At 66.5% G+C, this 16,046-nt stretch carries 13 protein-coding genes; 9 read left to right on the plus strand and 4 right to left on the minus strand.

Annotated features, from left to right (window positions below):
* Positions 1 to 228 precede the first annotated feature (228 nt).
* Both WMC41_RS29120 and WMC41_RS29125 read right to left on the minus strand, forming a co-directional pair.
* Positions 229 to 1,419, minus strand: a complete 1,191-nt coding sequence (locus WMC41_RS29120; RefSeq protein ID WP_432349702.1) for an efflux RND transporter periplasmic adaptor subunit — start codon at positions 1,417 to 1,419, stop codon at positions 229 to 231.
* 47 nt (positions 1,420 to 1,466) lie between these two features.
* Positions 1,467 to 2,288: an alpha/beta hydrolase fold domain-containing protein gene (locus WMC41_RS29125; RefSeq protein ID WP_432349703.1), complete on the minus strand. Its 822-nt coding sequence runs from the start codon at positions 2,286 to 2,288 to the stop codon at positions 1,467 to 1,469.
* A 141-nt stretch (positions 2,289 to 2,429) separates the two neighbouring features.
* Between WMC41_RS29125 and WMC41_RS29130 the strand changes: the two genes are divergently transcribed.
* Positions 2,430 to 3,368, plus strand: coding sequence for a LysR family transcriptional regulator (locus WMC41_RS29130; protein WP_272808975.1), 939 nt, complete (start codon positions 2,430 to 2,432; stop codon positions 3,366 to 3,368).
* Positions 3,369 to 3,748: 380 nt separating this feature from the next.
* On the opposite strand, the gene WMC41_RS29135 is transcribed toward WMC41_RS29130, so the two are convergent.
* Positions 3,749 to 5,074 carry an MFS transporter gene (locus WMC41_RS29135; RefSeq protein ID WP_432349704.1) on the minus strand — a complete coding sequence of 442 codons (1,326 nt, stop codon included), beginning with the start codon at positions 5,072 to 5,074 and terminating at the stop codon, positions 3,749 to 3,751.
* A gap of 296 nt (positions 5,075 to 5,370) precedes the next feature.
* Between WMC41_RS29135 and cyoA the strand changes: the two genes are divergently transcribed.
* The 5 genes from cyoA to WMC41_RS29160 all read left to right on the plus strand — a co-directional run bounded on the left by cyoA (position 5,371) and on the right by WMC41_RS29160 (position 10,533).
* Entirely contained in the window at positions 5,371 to 6,465 is a 1,095-nt protein-coding gene (gene cyoA / locus WMC41_RS29140) for a ubiquinol oxidase subunit II (RefSeq protein ID WP_244768957.1), read from the plus strand.
* 84 nt (positions 6,466 to 6,549) lie between these two features.
* Positions 6,550 to 8,553 (plus strand): cytochrome o ubiquinol oxidase subunit I, encoded by a 2,004-nt coding sequence (cyoB, locus tag WMC41_RS29145; protein WP_432349705.1) that lies wholly within the window; start codon positions 6,550 to 6,552, stop codon positions 8,551 to 8,553.
* Between the two features lie 4 nt (positions 8,554 to 8,557).
* A complete protein-coding gene (cyoC, locus tag WMC41_RS29150; RefSeq protein ID WP_432349706.1) occupies positions 8,558 to 9,181 on the plus strand; it encodes a cytochrome o ubiquinol oxidase subunit III in 624 nt (207 codons plus the stop codon).
* Positions 9,178 to 9,576: a cytochrome o ubiquinol oxidase subunit IV gene (gene cyoD, locus WMC41_RS29155; RefSeq protein ID WP_244768960.1), complete on the plus strand. Its 399-nt coding sequence runs from the start codon at positions 9,178 to 9,180 to the stop codon at positions 9,574 to 9,576. Before cyoC ends, cyoD begins: the two co-directional genes overlap by 4 nt.
* Positions 9,577 to 9,813: 237 nt before the next feature.
* On the plus strand, positions 9,814 to 10,533 hold the full coding sequence (locus WMC41_RS29160) for an SURF1 family protein (protein ID WP_432349707.1): 720 nt from the start codon (positions 9,814 to 9,816) through the stop codon (positions 10,531 to 10,533).
* A 3-nt stretch (positions 10,534 to 10,536) separates the two neighbouring features.
* On the opposite strand, the gene WMC41_RS29165 is transcribed toward WMC41_RS29160, so the two are convergent.
* On the minus strand, positions 10,537 to 11,133 hold the full coding sequence (locus WMC41_RS29165; RefSeq protein ID WP_432349708.1) for a TetR/AcrR family transcriptional regulator: 597 nt from the start codon (positions 11,131 to 11,133) through the stop codon (positions 10,537 to 10,539).
* A gap of 106 nt (positions 11,134 to 11,239) precedes the next feature.
* Between WMC41_RS29165 and WMC41_RS29170 the strand changes: the two genes are divergently transcribed.
* From WMC41_RS29170 to WMC41_RS29180, 3 genes are all read left to right on the plus strand, one after another.
* The gene (locus tag WMC41_RS29170) at positions 11,240 to 11,917 is read left to right on the plus strand and encodes a PspA/IM30 family protein (protein WP_272808980.1); all 678 of its coding nucleotides are present in this window, start codon (positions 11,240 to 11,242) and stop codon (positions 11,915 to 11,917) included.
* A 21-nt stretch (positions 11,918 to 11,938) separates the two neighbouring features.
* On the plus strand, positions 11,939 to 12,217 hold the full coding sequence (locus WMC41_RS29175) for a YiaA/YiaB family inner membrane protein (RefSeq protein WP_244768964.1): 279 nt from the start codon (positions 11,939 to 11,941) through the stop codon (positions 12,215 to 12,217).
* A gap of 175 nt (positions 12,218 to 12,392) precedes the next feature.
* A complete protein-coding gene (locus tag WMC41_RS29180; protein ID WP_432349709.1) occupies positions 12,393 to 15,791 on the plus strand; it encodes an acyl-[ACP]--phospholipid O-acyltransferase in 3,399 nt (1,132 codons plus the stop codon).
* Positions 15,792 to 16,046 lie beyond the last annotated feature (255 nt).

A 16,046-nucleotide genomic window follows, 5' to 3' on the forward strand; every position in this document is an offset into this window, starting at 1 on the left:
TCTTGGCCGTTTGCCGTAGCACCCCCCTCTGGCCTGCCGGCCATCTCCCCCTCAAGGGGGGAGATCGGATGGAGCAGCCTCTCGCCCATCTCCGACGTCGCGGATTGAGCGGGGTTCTTGCCTCCTGCCAATCTCCCCCCTTGAGGGGGAGATGGCCGGCAGGCCAGAGGGGGGTGTCATGGCACCGTTGGAATATGCTTATGAGACGCCGCGGCTGCGGCGGCCCGCCTACTTCGCCGAAGCGACGTTCTCCTGCACCTGCGGGTCGACGACGACGCCGGGGCGGATGCGCTGCAGGCCGTTGACGACGATGCGGTCGCCGCCGGAAAGGCCGCTTTCCACGACACGCTCGTTGCCGGACAGGCTGCCGAGCACGACGGGCCGGTAGGCGACCTTGTTGTCCTTGTCGACGACGAAGACGAACTTCTTGTCCTGGTCGGTGCCGATCGCCTTCTCGCTGACGAGGATCTTGCTCTCGGCCTTCGGCTCGCCCATGCGGATGCGCACGAACTGGCCGGGGATCAGCCTGCCGCCGGGATTGTCGAAGACGGCGCGCACGGTGATCGTGCCGCTCGCCGCGTCCACCTCGTTGCCGATGAGCTGGAGCTTGCCGCGGATCGGCGTGCCCTCGTCGGCGAGCGTGCCGACCTCGACCGGGATCTGGTCGATCGGCGGCAGCGCGTCCGTGGAGGCCGGCAGGGCGGCAAGGGCTCTTGCGACCGTCTCCTCGCTGACATTGAAGCCGGCATAGATCGGGTCGACCGAGACAAGCGTCGTCAGCGCCGGCGAGGTCGAGCCGGCGGCGACGAGGTTGCCGGTGGTGATCTCCACCTTGCCGACGCGGCCGGAAACCGGCGCGCGCACTTCCGTATAGCCGAGCTCCAGCTTGGCGGCGTGCAGCGTGGCCTCTGCCGTCTTCAGCGCGGCGCGGGCCTCGGCCAGCGCGTTCTGGCGCGTGTCCACCTCGCTTTGCGAGATGCTGTTGCTCCTGGCGAGGCGCTGGCCGCGCTCAAGCTCGGTCGTGGCGAGCTTGGCCCGGGCCTCGGCCGAGGCGTACTGGCCCTCCGCCTGCGTCACCGCGGTCTTGAAGGGCTCCCGGTCGATGGTGAAGAGCAGGTCGCCCGCCTTCACCAGCGCGCCTTCGCGAAAGTTCACCGCCTCGATGGCGCCGGCGACGCGCGAGCGGATCTGCACGCGGTCGATCGCCTCCAGACGGCCGGAAAATTCCTGCCAGGTCACCACGTCGCGGTTTTCCACGACCGCGACCGTCACCGGAACGGCGGGCACTTCCGCCGTCACGGTGGCTTCGGCCTGGGCGACATTGCCCGGCAGTTGGAAATAGAGGGCTGCGGCGGAAACGGACACAGCCAGTCCCAGGCCGGCGCCCGTCAGGGCCCAGCGTTTGCGCTTCGACGTCATTTTCTCGTTCTCCTTGCGGCCCCCCTGGGCCGCGGGTTCAAATTAAATTAGTGAATGCTTATATCCCGAACAAAACCCGAAAACTGGCGGCCGACCTCCTCTTGCCAGGGGGAGGGCCGGTTGGGAGACCAGCCGGGGGTTTCGCCTTCGCTCCCGCCGTAAATCTCCGGCCAGCCTGCTCCGGCGGGAAGCACATGCTGGCGAACCTTCACGCCCGCCGCCCTGAGGCAGTCGGCGTAACCGAGGGCTTCGTCGCGCAGCGGATCGTCCTCTGCCGACATGACGAGGGCGGGTGCGACGCCTGCAAGCCGCGAACAGAGGCAGGGCGCCGCATAGGGGTGGCAGACGCCGCCGCTGAGATAATGGCTCCAGCCGTCCGCCCAGCGCTGGTGCATGCCGAGCGCCTCGGACTCGCGAAAGGAGGCGGTGCCCATGAAGGGATCGAGCAGCGGCGAGAACAGCACCTGGCCGTCCAGCTCGTTGGCGAAATGGTCGCGGGCCTTCAGCGCGACGCCGGCGGCGATGTTGCCGCCGGCCTCCTCGCCGCCGATGATGAGCGGCGACTTGCGGTCGCCGAGGCCGGCGCGCTTCTTGGCGAGATAGGAAAACATGGAAAAGCCGACTTCGAGCGGCTTGGGAAAGACACCGCCGCCCGGCGCGCCATAATCCAGCACCGCGACGATGGCGCCCGTGGAGGCGATGGCCTCGGCGACGGGGGAGGGGCGAAGGCCCTCTTCCAGGAACGCGCCGCCATGGAAGTAGAGGAGGATCGGTGCGCCCTTGGCGAACTCCGCTCCCTGATAGACGCGCGCGGACACGGGGCCGATGGCCACCTTGTCGAACGTCATATCCTTGATCTCTACCGACATTGCCGTGTCCTCGGGCCCCCTGGAATTAGGATGGGGCCTCACCATTTATATCGTGCCTGATCTCTGCGATATAAGTGCGCTAAAATTGACTTCACTATCCAGATTTTCGAACAATAGCAGCTTCCAACGTGGGAATGTTCCATGGATCAGCTTTCCGCAATGCGTGCCTTCCTCCGCGTGGTGGAGACCGGCAACTTCACCCGGGCCTCCGCCGCGCTCGGCATGCCCAAGGCGACGGTGAGCAATCTCATCCAGAACCTCGAGACCCACCTCCAGACCAAGCTGCTCAACCGCACGACGCGCCGGGTGGTGGTGACGACGGACGGGGCGCTCTATTACGAACGGGCGATCCAGATCGTCGCGGAGATCGACGAACTGGACGGCAGCCTTTCCCATTCCCATGCAAGCCCGCGCGGGCGCCTGCGCGTCGAGATGGCGGGGGCCTTCGCCGACCTGCTGGTCATCCCGCGGCTCGGCGATTTCCACAGGAAGTACCCCGACATCCATATCGACCTCGGCGTCGGCGACCGGATGGTGGATTACCTGGCGGAGAATGTCGACTGCGCGCTGCGCGGCGGGGCGCCGGGCGACCAGTCGCTGATCGCCCGGCGCGTCGCCGAGATCGACGTCGTGACCTGCGCCGCCCCTGCCTATCTCGAGGCGTTCGGGGCGCCGGACCATCCGCTGGACCTCGGCGGGGAGCACCATTGCGTCAACTATTTCCTGGCGCAGGCCAATCGCATCATGCCCTTCGCTTTCGAGAAGGATGGCGAGAAGGTCGAGGTCAACGGCCGCTACATCGTCTCGGTCAACGACGCGCGCAGCTATCTTGCCGCGGCGCTCTCCGGCCTGGGCGTCGCGCCGCTGCCGCGGTTCATGGCGACGGAGGCGCTGGCAAGCGGTGCGCTCGTGCCGGTGCTGCCGGGCTGGCGCTGCGAGCCGATCCCGCTCTATATCGTCTATCCGCCGAACCGGCACCTCTCCAACAAGGTCCGCGTCTTCGTCGACTGGCTGGTGCGGCTTCTCGCCGACGCCGAGCTCGGCGCGCCGGCAAGGGCTGCGGGGCGGATGAAGGGGTGATCCTGCGGGCTTGAAGCAGGCTTGTGGTGCGCGGGGACTACCCCCCTCTGCCCTGCCGGGCATCTCCCCCACAAGGCAGGCGAATTGCATATGGAATGAGGCGACGCGTCTTGCCCCTTCTCCCCCGCGGGGAGAAGGTCGCGGCAGCGGGATGAGGGGGGCGGCGCAGACGTCAGACGGTGTGCAAGCCCCCTCATCCGACCCTTCGGGCCACCTTCTCCCCGCGGGGGAGAAGGGGAAAGCAGCAGCGTGCTGCCCCTCACCAGCGTTGCGGTTTGAGCAAGTTTTCGCATCTTGCCGATCTCCCCCCTTGAGGGGGAGATGCCCGGCAGGGCAGAGGGGGGAGGTCGCAACCCGCCCGCCGCTCTCCCGCAATGGCCTCAGTGCTGGTCGAGCACCCGTGTCAGGGTGAGGGCGGCGATGGTGCAGATGGCGCCGGAGATCAGGTAGCCGCCGATGAAGACGATGCCGAAGCTGGTGGCAAGGCCGAGCGCCACGAGCGGGGCGAAGCCCGCGCCGACGAGCCAGGCGAGGTCCGAGGTCAGCGCCGCGCCGGTGTAGCGGTAATGCTGCGTGAAGCGCGAGGAGACGGCGCCGGACGACTGGCCGAAGGTGAGGCCGAGGATGAAGAAGCCGATCAGGATATAGGCATCCTGCCCCTTGCCGCCGGCATCCAGCAGGAAGGGCGCGGAGAAGGAGAAGATCGCGATGAGGATGGCGCCGGCCATCAGCTGGTTGCGCCGGCCGATCCGGTCGGCGATGACGCCCGACAGCACGATGCCGACCGCGCCGACGGCCGCGCCCGCCACCTGCACCCAGAGGAATTCCTGCACCGACTGGCCGCCGGTGAGCGTGATCCAGGACAGCGGGAAGATGGTGACGAGATGGAACATGGCGAAGCTTGCGAGCGGCACGAAGGCGCCGAGCACCACGTCCATGGCGTGCTTGCTCAGCATCTCGAAGACCGGCCGGGCCTGCAGTTCCTGCGCCTCCATGGCCGCGCCGAACTCCTTGCTGGCGACGATGCGCAGGCGCGCGAAGAGCGCCACGACATTGATGGCGAAGGCGACGAAGAACGGATAGCGCCAGCCCCAGGCGATGAAATCCGCCTCGGACAGGCTGGTGACGAAATAGGCGAAGAGGACGCTGGCGAGCGCGAAGCCGATGGGCGCCCCGAGCTGCGGGATCATGGCGTACCAGCCGCGGCGGTTCTCCGGCGCGCTGAGGTTGAGCAGCGAGGCAAGCCCGTCCCAGGCGCCGCCGAGCGCAAAACCCTGGCCCAGCCGGAAGAGTGCGAGCAGCGCGACGGCCCAGTAACCGATCGTCTCGTAGCCCGGCAGGAAGGCGATGGAGGCGGTCGAGCCGCCGAGGATGACCAGCGCCACCGTCAGCTTGGTGCCGCGGCCGTAGTTGCGGTCGATCCACATGAAGACGAAGGAGCCGACCGGGCGGGCGAGGAAGGCGAGCGGGAAGAGCGCGAAGGACATCAGCGTCGCGGCGACCGCGCTGCCGGCGAAGGGGAAGATCAGCTTCGGGAAGACCAGGATGGAGCCGAGGCCGTAGACGAAGAAATCGAAGAATTCGGAGGTGCGCCCGATCACCACGCCGATGGCGACGCTGCCGGGCGAAAGCGGCTTGTCGTCGTCATGCATGCGGCGGGCGTCCCGCTCGAGGCCCGAGGACGAAGGGTTAGCGACCGAACTCATGAATTTCTCCGAGCGATGTGCGCCATGTCGTTAGAGTGTTGACTATTCGGCGTCCAATATCAAGAATTAGGCGAAACGTGCGCGCTGCGGCAGGGTTGCGTCCGAACCTTCGACCCGTCGCAGCGGGTGTGCGAGACCCGCGACGATTATTGCGCTAGATCAATTTTGCGGCGGCGGACAGCCCAAAAGTTTCTACCGCACTGCGACAGAATGCTGCGCTGCGACGAAGCACCTCACTTCCAAGCGCGACGATGCCCGCTTATTGCCGACTAGACAGAACGCAAGTTGAGGCCGCAATGCCGAAGCCATTCAGTTTAGCCCGAGTCTCGATCCTCCCCCTGATGCTGGTCCTGCTTTCCGGATGCAACATGGTCGTCATGTCGCCTTCCGGGGACATCGCCACGCAGCAACGGGACCTGATCGTCATCTCCACCATCCTCATGCTGGTCATCATCATCCCGGTGATCGCCATGACGCTCTATTTCGCCTGGCATTACCGCCAGTCGAACACGGCGGCGAAATATGATCCGGAGTGGCACCACTCGACGGGCCTGGAAGTCGCCATCTGGTCGGCCCCGCTCGCCATCATCATCGCGCTCGGCGCCATCACCTGGGTCAGCACTCACAAGCTCGATCCGTACCGGCCGCTGGAACGGCTCGACGCGGCGCGGCCGGTGACGGAGGAGATGAAGCCGATCACCGTCGAGGTGGTGGCGCTCGACTGGAAATGGCTGTTCTTCTACCCGGACTACGGCATCGCCACGGTCAACGAGATGGCCGCCCCCGTCGACGTGCCGATCAACTTCAAGCTCACGGCCTCCTCCGTGATGAACTCCTTCTACGTGCCTGCGCTCGCCGGCATGATCTACACAATGCCCGGCATGGAGACGAAGCTGCACGCCGTCATCAACAGGCAGGGCGAATACGAGGGCCTGTCGTCCAACTACAGCGGCGACGGCTTCTCGCACATGCGCTTCAAGTTCCACGGGCTCGACCAGGCCGGTTTCGACGCCTGGATCGCGCGGGTGAAGCAGAACGGCACGGCGCTCAACCGCGACGCCTACCTGAAGCTCGAAAAGCCGAGCGCGAAGGAGCCCGTGCGCTACTATGCCACCGTCGACGACGGGCTCTACGAGGCCGTGCTCAACATGTGCGTGCGCGAAGGCCAGATGTGCATGAAAGACATGATGCATATCGACATGACGGGCGGGGCGGGCAAGGAGAGCCACGAGAACAAGGCCAAGCTCGAACACGACAACCGCCATGCGAAGGACGAGGCGCCCGCCGCCACCTTCCCCGAGACCGGCAATCCCGCGCGCAGCGAGGAACCGGCCGAGGGCGTGGAGGAGAACCCGGCCACGATGAACCACGACGCGCACCAGTCGCACTAGCTTTCATTGCGCCCGCCGGCCGCGGCGGGCGCGCAAGGCCCTCGAATGCACCGGGCCGCCTACGAAACGATATTGGACGATCCCATGTTCGGCGACATCAGCCTCACGCAATTCCTCTTCGGACGGCTCACCTGGGAGGCAATCCCCTACCACGAGCCCATCCTCGTCGTGACCTTCGCGGTCGTGGCGCTGGGTGGCATCGCGCTTCTCGGCCTGATCACCAAGTTCAAGCTCTGGGGCTATCTCTGGCACGAATGGTTCACATCCGTCGATCACAAGAAGATCGGCATCATGTACATCATCCTCGCCATCATCATGCTGCTGCGCGGCTTCGCCGACGCCATCATGATGCGCATCCAGCAGGCGATCGCCTTCGGCGGCAACGAGGGCTACCTCAACCCGCACCACTACGACCAGATCTTCACCGCGCACGGCGTGATCATGATCTTCTTCGTGGCGATGCCCTTCGTCACCGGCTTCATGAACTATGTCGTGCCCTTGCAGATCGGCGCGCGCGACGTCTCCTTCCCTTTCCTCAACAATTTCTCCTTCTGGATGACGACGGGCGGGGCGGTCATCATCATGATGTCGCTGTTCGTCGGCGAGTTCGCCCGCACCGGCTGGCTCGCCTATCCGCCGCTCTCGGGCGCGGACTACAGTCCCGGCGTCGGCGTCGATTATTACATCTGGGGGCTGCAGGTCGCCGGCGTCGGCACGACGCTGTCGGGCATCAACCTCATCGCGACCATCGTGAAGATGCGCGCGCCGGGCATGACCTTCATGAAGATGCCGGTCTTCACCTGGACGTCGCTGTGCACCAACATCCTGATCGTCGCGACCTTCCCGATCCTCACCGCCACGCTCGCCCTCCTGTCGCTCGACCGCTATGTCGGCACGAACTTCTTTACCAACGACCTCGGCGGCAACCCGATGATGTACATCAACCTCATCTGGATCTGGGGCCATCCGGAGGTCTACATCCTCGTTCTGCCGGCCTTCGGCATCTTCTCCGAGGTGGTGGCGACCTTCTGCGGCAAGCGGCTCTTCGGCTACACCTCCATGGTCTACGCGACCTGCGTGATCATGATCCTCTCCTATATCGTCTGGCTGCACCACTTCTTCACCATGGGCTCGGGCGCCTCGGTGAACGCCTTCTTCGGCATCACCACCATGATCATCTCGATCCCGACCGGCGCGAAAATGTTCAACTGGCTGTTCACCATGTATCGCGGCCGCATCCGCTACGAGGTGCCGATGCTGTGGACGGTCGGCTTCATGGTGACCTTCGTCATCGGCGGCATGACGGGCGTCATGCTGGCCATCCCGCCGGCCGATTTCGTACTGCACAATTCGCTCTTCCTCATCGCCCACTTCCACAACGTCATCATCGGCGGCGTGCTGTTCGGGCTGATGGCCGGCGTCGTCTACTGGTTCCCCAAGGCCTTCGGCTACAAGCTCGATCCCTTCTGGGGCAAGATGAGCTTCTGGTTCTGGCAGATCGGCTTCTTCTTCGCCTTCATGCCGCTCTACGTGCTGGGCCTGATGGGCGTCACCCGCCGCGTCAGCCAGTTCGAGGACCCGTCCCTACAGATCTGGTTCGTCATCGCCGCCTTCGGCGCGGCGCTGATCGCGCTCGGCATCGCCTCCTTCGTCATCCAGCTCGTCGTCAGCTTCCTGAAGCGCGACGAGCTGCGCGTCACCTCCGGCGATCCCTGGGACGGGCGCACGCTGGAATGGTCGACCTCCTCGCCGCCGCCGGACTACAACTTCGCCTTCACCCCCGTCGTGCACGACCATGACAGCTGGTACGACATGAAGAGCCGCGGCTACGAGCGCCCGCTGGAAGGCTTCAAGCCGATCCACATGCCGAAGAACACCGGCACGGGCGTCGTCCTGTCGGCCATCAGCGTCGTGCTCGCCTTCGCGCTGATCTGGTACATCTGGTGGCTGGCGGCGCTCTCCTTCATCGCGCTCATCGCGGTGTCGATCGCCCACACCTTCAACTACGACCGCGACTTCTTCATCCCCGCCGAGACCGTGACGGCGACCGAGGACGCGCGCACGAAACTGCTTGCGGAACGGACCTGAGCCCATGAGCGCGACCCAAGTCCACGATACCGGCGAAAAGCCGACCTTCTACCTGACGGAAGAGCATCATCCGGAAAACAGCACCATGCTGGGTTTCTGGCTCTACCTGATGAGCGACTGCCTGATCTTTGCCGTGCTCTTCGCAACGCATGGCGTGCTCGGCCGCAACTATGCGGCAGGCCCGTCGCCGGCCGATCTCTTCGACCTGTCGCTCGTCGCCATCAACACGGCGATGCTGCTCCTCTCCTCCATCACCTACGGCTTCGCGATGCTCCAGATGGAGCGCAACGCCAAGATGGAGACGCTCGTCTGGCTCGGCATCACCGGCGTCTTCGGCGCGGCCTTCCTGGCGCTGGAGCTCTACGAGTTCTACCACCTGATCCATGAGGGCGCCGGGCCGACGCGCTCGGCCTTCCTGTCGTCCTTCTTCACGCTGGTCGGCACGCACGGCCTGCACGTCACCTTCGGCATCATCTGGCTGGTCACGCTGATGGTGCAGGTCAGGAAGCACGGCCTCACCCATGAAAACCGCCGCCGGCTGATGTGCCTTTCCATGTTCTGGCACTTCCTCGACGTCATCTGGATCGGCGTCTTCTCCTTCGTCTATCTCCTGGGAGTCCTCGGATGAGCGCCCACCCCGCCCACGAAAACGCCGCCGAGGCCCACCACGCCCATAGCCATGGCCACGATGCCGGCCACGGCTCGTTCAGGGGCTACATGATCGGCTTCGTGCTCTCGATCGTCCTGACGGCCATTCCCTTCTGGCTGGTCATGGGCGACGTCATCGACAGCAAGCTCTTCACCGCCGTGCTGGTCATGGGCATCGGCGTGGTGCAGATCGTCGTGCACATGGTCTACTTCCTGCACATGAACCCGCGCTCGGAAGGCGGCTGGACGCTGATGGCGCTGATCTTCACCCTCATCATCGTCGGCATCGCCATTGCCGGCTCGCTCTGGGTCATGCATCACCTCAACACGAACATGATGCCGATGACCCACGAGATGATGAAGACCATGCCCTGACCGAGGGATGTTATGGACAGGCAGGCACGGGACGGAGACGTCTCCCTCGGCCCCTCATCCGGCCTGCCGGCCACCTTCTCCCCGCTTGCGGGGCGAAGGGGATATGCCGCGCCGGTTTCCCCGAGAATTGCCCTTTCGTGGGCCGCGTCCCCTCTCCCCGCTTGCGGGGAGAGGGTCAGGACGAGGGGCACTTTCCTGATGAGATGCCCGGCAGGGCAGAAGGGGGCGGCCTAGCCCATGTCCGAGCCCTCCGCCCGCGCCCGGCGCCTCCTCACCGGCTTCCTCCTCGTCCTCGTCGCCGTCTTCCTCGCGCTCGGCACCTGGCAGGTGCAGCGCCTGTTCTGGAAGCTCGACCTCATCGCCCGCGTCGAAAGCCGCGTCCACGCCGACCCCGTGCCGGCCCCCGCCCGTGCCGAATGGCCGGCCGTGAGCCGGGAGAAGGACGAGTACCGCCGCGTCACCGCCACCGGCCTCTTCCAGCACGACAAGACGGTTTTGGTGCAGGCCGTGACGGAGCGCGGCGCCGGTTTCTGGGTGCTGACGCCGCTCCTGCTGCCGGATGAGACGGCCGTGCTGGTCAACCGCGGCTTCGTGCCGGCGGACCGGCGCGATCCGGCCGCGCGCGTGGCAAGCGAACTGGCCGCCGGTCCCGTCACGGTGACGGGGCTGCTGCGCCTCAGCGAACCCGGCGGCGCGTTCCTGCGCGCCAACGATCCGGCCGCCGACCGCTGGTTCTCCCGCGATGTCGCTGCGATTACCGCCGCGAAGGGCCTTTCCGGCGCGGCGCCCTATTTCATCGATGCGGATGCGACGCCCAATCCCGGCGGCCTGCCGGTCGGCGGGCTGACGGTCGTCGCCTTCCGCAACAGCCACCTCGTCTACGCGCTCACCTGGTATGCGCTGGCGGCGATGAGCGCGGCCGGCGCCTGGGCCGTCCATCGCCGAAGGCTCGGCTGACGCTCAGTCCAGGCTTTTCGCCAGGATGCGGGCGAGGGCGGCGACCTCCCTTTCCAGGCGCTCCGGCGTGATCCCCACGAAACGGCCTTCCAGGCTGACGGCGATGACGCCGTGCACGGCGGAGAAGAAGGTGCGGGCGCGGATGGCGATGTCCTCGGCGGACGCGCCCGGCATGCGGCCGGCGAGCGGCCCGGCGATGAGGCCGATCAGGAAGGCATGTTCGGCAAGGTGCCAGTCCGGCACGGGCACGCCCTCCGGCATGCGGTGCTCGAAGAGGGCGGCCCAGAGGTTCTTCTCGGCCTGCGCGAAGCCGAGATAGGCAAGCGAGAGACTGAGGAACGTCTGCTCGATGGTGGCGTCCGGCGGGATCGCGCGTTCCAGCGCCACCTCCAGCCGCTTCAGCGTGCCGGAGTTCACGGCAAGGATCAGCCCGTCGAGATCGTCGAACACCGTGTAGAGCCCGCCGAGCGCCGCGCCCGCCCGTTCGGCGATGTCGCGGGCGCGCAGGCCCTTCAGGCCCTGGTCGCGGATCAGTTGCGTCCCGGCCGTGACCAGCCGCGTCCGCAAGTCCTCCTTCTTCGCCTGCCGCTTCGCCGCCATCGATCCCGTTCTCCTATTTTTGAACGTTGTTCATTTTCTATATTGAACATCGTTCATTTTTATGCGACAAGATTATTGAACATTGTTCATACAGGGAGAGAGAAAAATGTTCAAACAGATCCTGACATTGGTGCGCGGCCGCGCGCACGAGGCGGAGGAAGCCTTCGGCGACCGCCATGCCCTTCCCGTCCTTGCCCAGCAGATCCGCGACGCGGCCCGCGGCGTCGAGGCGGCGCGCCGGGCGGTGGCCGTCGCCATCGCGCAGAACCGGCTGGAGGCGGAAAACGCCGAACGCCTCGCCGCCCGCATAAAGGATCTCGAAGCCCGCGCCATCGCCGCGCTCGAGAAGGGCCGCGAGGACCTTGCCATCGAAGCCGCCGGCTCGATCGCCCGCCTGGAGACCGAATTGCAGAATGCCCGCCAGGTCGAGGCCGAATTTTCCGGCGGCATCGACCGTCTGAGACAGGCGGTGCGGCAGAGCGAGATGCGGCTTTCGGCGCTGCGCCGCGGCGAGCGGCTCGCCTTGGCGCGCGACCGCACCCGCCGCCTCGCCCACGACGCGCCGGGTGAAAACACGCTTGCCGATGCCGAGGCGACGCTTGCCCGGCTGGAGCGGCGCCAGCGCGAGGCGGAACTGACCGCCGAGGCCCTCGGCACGCTGGAGACCGGCCCGGACCCGGCCGCGCTCGCCGAAAAGCTGGCCGCCGCCGGCTGCGGCCGCCCGCTGGTGACAAGCGCCGACGAGGTGCTCCAGCGCCTGCGCAGCCGCATGAACGCCCACTGACAAACGGAAGGGACCACTGCCATGAACGACAGCCTGATGAAACATTCGCCCGCCTGGACGACCTTTTCCTATGCCAGCTTCGGCCTTGCCGCCTTCATGCTGGCGCTCGGCCTCTATCTCATGCCGCTCGATCTCTGGGGCAAGGGCTATCTCGCCATGGGCATCCTGATGCTGGTGCAGACGACGGTGAACGTCACGAAAACCCTGCGCGACAACCAGGAAGCCGAGAAGCTGCTGCGCCGCATCGACGATGCCAAGACGGAAAAGCTGCTGCTCGGCATCAAGAGCGACGAGGCTTGACCGGAAAATCGGCCCTGCCGCCCGATCGGTGAACGAAGCGGCAAGGCTTTTTCCCTAGAGCAGTTCCAGCAAAAGCGCGCAGCGGTTTGCGTCCGGAATTGCGTAAGACAAACAGACAGGGCGTTTTCGCGAAAGCGGAGATGCTCGAGAAATCCCGCAGGATGGGAGACACGCCGTGCAACAGAACCTCATGACCTCCCGGCGCTTCGCGCCGCTCTTCTGGACCCAGTTCCTGTCGGCCTTCAACGACAACTTCCTGAAGAACACGCTGGTCTTCCTCATTCTCGCGACGATGGCGGCGGAGGAGGCGGGATCGCTGGTGACGCTCGCCGGCGCCGTCTTCATGGCGCCGTTCCTGCTGTTCTCCGCCCTCGGCGGCGAGCTTGCCGACAAGTTCGACAAGGCCGTCATGGCCGAGCGGCTGAAGCGGGTGGAGCTCGCCGCCGCCGGCGTCGCGGTGGTCGGCCTCGCCTTCCACTCCGTCGCGGTGCTGATGGTGGCGCTCTTCCTCTTCGGCGTCATCTCCGCCTTGTTCGGCCCGGTCAAATACGGCATCCTGCCCGATCATCTGGAGCGCAGGGAGCTGCCGCGCGCCAATGCCTGGATCGAGGGCGCGACCTTCATCGCCATCCTCGGCGGCACGCTGGTCGCCGGCCTTGCCGCCGCCGATGGCGTCAACCCCTGGCTCTTCGGGCCGATGATGCTGGGCCTGGCGCTTGCCTGCTGGCTGTCGAGCCGCTTCATCCCCCGCGTCGGCGCGAAGGCCCCGGACCTTGCCGTCGAGCGCAACGTCTTCCGCTCCACCGGCCGCCTCGTCAATGCGCTGCGCGGCGACAAGCGGCTGTGGCGCGCCGCGCTGATGGCCGCCTGGTTCTGGCTGGTCGGCGCCATCGTGCTCTCGCTGCTGCCGCCCATGGTGAAGGGCAATCTCGGTGGCAGCGAGACGGCCATCACCGCCTATCTCGCCGTCTTCGCCGTCGCCGTCGGCGTCGGCTCGGCCATCGCCGCCTGGATGTCGGCCGGCCGCATCGTGCTCCTTCCGGCCCCGCTCGGCACGCTGATCATGGCGCTGTTCGGCCTCGATCTCGCCTGGAGCGTCGGCCATGCCGGCGCCGCCGCCCCGGCCGAAACGCTCGCCGCCTTCTTTTCCGGCCCCTATGCGATCCGCATCGCCATCGACCTTGCCGGCATGGCGATCGCCGGCGCCTTCCTCGTCGTGCCCACCTTCGCCGCGCTGCAGGCCTGGGCGGAGGAGGACCAGCGCTCCCGTGTCATCGGCGCGGCCAACGTGCTCTCCGCCGGCTTCATGACGGTTGGCGGCGGCCTCGTCGCGGCCCTGCAGGCGGCGGGCGCCTCGACGCCGATGCTGCTCGCCGGCCTCGCGCTCGCCAATATCGCCGCCGCCTGGATCATGCTGAAGACGCTGCCGACCAATGCCTTCCGCGATTTCATCTCCATCCTCTTCCGCGCCTTCCTGCGGCTGGAGGTGGACGGCCTCGACAACCTGAAGAAGGCCGGCAAGGCGCCGATCATCGCGCTCAACCACGTCTCCTTCCTCGACGGCGCGCTGGCTTTGGCCCTCACCGACGAGGAGCCGACCTTCGCCGTCGACTACACCATCGCCAAGGCCTGGTGGGTGAAGCCCTTCCTCAAGATGTGCAACTTCCTGCCGCTCGACCCTTCCAAGCCGATGGCGACGCGCACGCTGATCAAGACGGTCAACAACGGCGAGCCGCTGGTCATCTTCCCGGAGGGCCGCATCACCGTCACGGGCGCGCTGATGAAGGTCTATGACGGCGCCGCCATGGTGGCCGACAAGACCGGCGCGATGGTCGTGCCCGTGCGCATCGACGGGCTGGAGAAGAGCTATTTCTCCCGCCTCTCCTCGCTGCATGTGCGCCGCCGGCTGTTCCCCAAGGTGAAGGTGACGATCCTGCCGCCGGTGCGCCTTTCCGTGCCGGCCGAGCTGAAGGGCCGCAAGCGCCGCATGGCGGCGGGCGCCGAGCTCTACCAGGTCATGTCCATGCTGATGTTCAGCACCACGGACACCGGCACCACCGTGCTCGAAAAGGTCATCGAGACGGCGAAGGAACGCGGCATGCGGCGCCTTGCCGTGCAGGATCCCGTCACCGGCTCGCTCACCTATGGCAAGCTTTTGATCGGCGCCGCCGTGCTGGGCGCGAAATTCAGGGCGCTCTACCCGCAGGACAAGACCCTCGGCGTGCTGCTGCCCAACGCCAACGGCTCGGTCGCCACCCTCCTCGGCGTCATGTCCGCGGGCAAGGTGCCGGCCATGCTGAACTTCACGGCCGGCGCGGCGAACATCCTCTCGGCCTGCAGGGCCGCCGAGGTGCGCCGCGTGCTCACCTCCCGCGCCTTCGTCACCCAGGCCAAGCTCGGCCCCGTCGTCGAGGAGCTGGCCAAGGCGGTGGAGATCGTCTGGCTGGACGACCTGCGCCAGACCATCGGCGTCAGGGACAAGGCGCTCGGCTTCCTGCGCAGGGGCCGGCCGCTCGCCAGGCGCAAGGCGGACGACCCGGCCGTCGTGCTCTTCACCTCCGGCTCGGAGGGCACGCCGAAGGGCGTGGTGCTGACCCACCGCAACATCCTCTCCAACGCCGCGCAGGCCGCCTCCCGCATCGATTTCCATTCGGGCGACAAGGTGTTCAACATCCTTCCGGTCTTCCATTCCTTCGGGCTGACGGCGGGCACCATCCTGCCGCTCGTCTCCGGCGTGCCGGTCTATTTCTACCCCTCGCCGCTGCACTACCGGATCATCCCGGAGCTGATCTATTCTTCCAACGCCACCATCATCTTCGGCACGGACACCTTCCTCAACGGCTATGCCCGCACCGCGCATCCCTACGATTTCCGCTCGATCCGCTACTGCTTCGCCGGCGCCGAGCCGGTGCGCGCCACCACGCGGGCGCTCTACATGGAGAAGTTCGGCGTGCGCATCCTGGAAGGCTACGGCGTCACCGAGGCGGCCCCGGTCATCGCGCTCAACACGCCGATGTTCAACAAGGCCGGCAGCGTCGGCAAGATCATGCCCGGCATGGAATACCGGCTCGATCCCGTTCCCGGCGTCGAGGAAGGCGGGCGCCTCTTCGTGCGCGGCGCCAATGTCATGGCCGGCTATCTGCGCGCCGAAAACCCCGGCGTTCTGGAGCCGACGCCGGACGGCTGGCACGACACCGGCGACATCGTGACGGTCGACGAGGAGGGCTTCATCACCATCCGCGGCCGCGCCAAGCGCTTTGCCAAGATCGGCGGGGAAATGGTCTCGCTCGCCGCCGTCGAGGCGCTGGCCGGCGAACTCTGGCCGGGAAGGCTCTCCGTCGTCGTCTCCCTGCCGGATGCCAAGAAGGGCGAGCGCCTGGTCCTCCTCACCGACGCCCCGGACGCCACCCGCGCCGCCTTCCTGCGCTTCGCCAAGGAGAAGGGCGCGATGGACATGATGGTGCCTTCGGAGGTGACGGTCGGCCCGGTGCCGGTGCTAGGTTCCGGCAAGGTGGATTTCGTGACGGCGCAGAAGCTGCTGGCGGAACGGGCGAAGGCGGAAGCGGCGGCCTGAGGCTTCGGCGGTCGGCCGCGGAGCTGCCCCTCATCCGGCTATCTCCTTCTCCCCGCGCGCGGGGAGAAGGAGATAGCCGCACCGGTTTCCCGCAAGCAAAACCTTCATGCTTGCGGAAAAGCATGGCCCAAATGCCCTTCTCCCCTTCTCCCCCGCGGGGAGAAGGTGGCCCGAAGGGTCGGATGAGGGGGTGGCTCATGCGGATCGTTTGCGCCTTCGACACCCCCCTCATCCGCCTGCCGTCCCCTTCTCCCC

Origin of the sequence: Shinella yambaruensis, from assembly GCF_050859155.1 — a bacterium.
Taxonomy (GTDB): domain Bacteria; phylum Pseudomonadota; class Alphaproteobacteria; order Rhizobiales; family Rhizobiaceae; genus Shinella; species Shinella yambaruensis.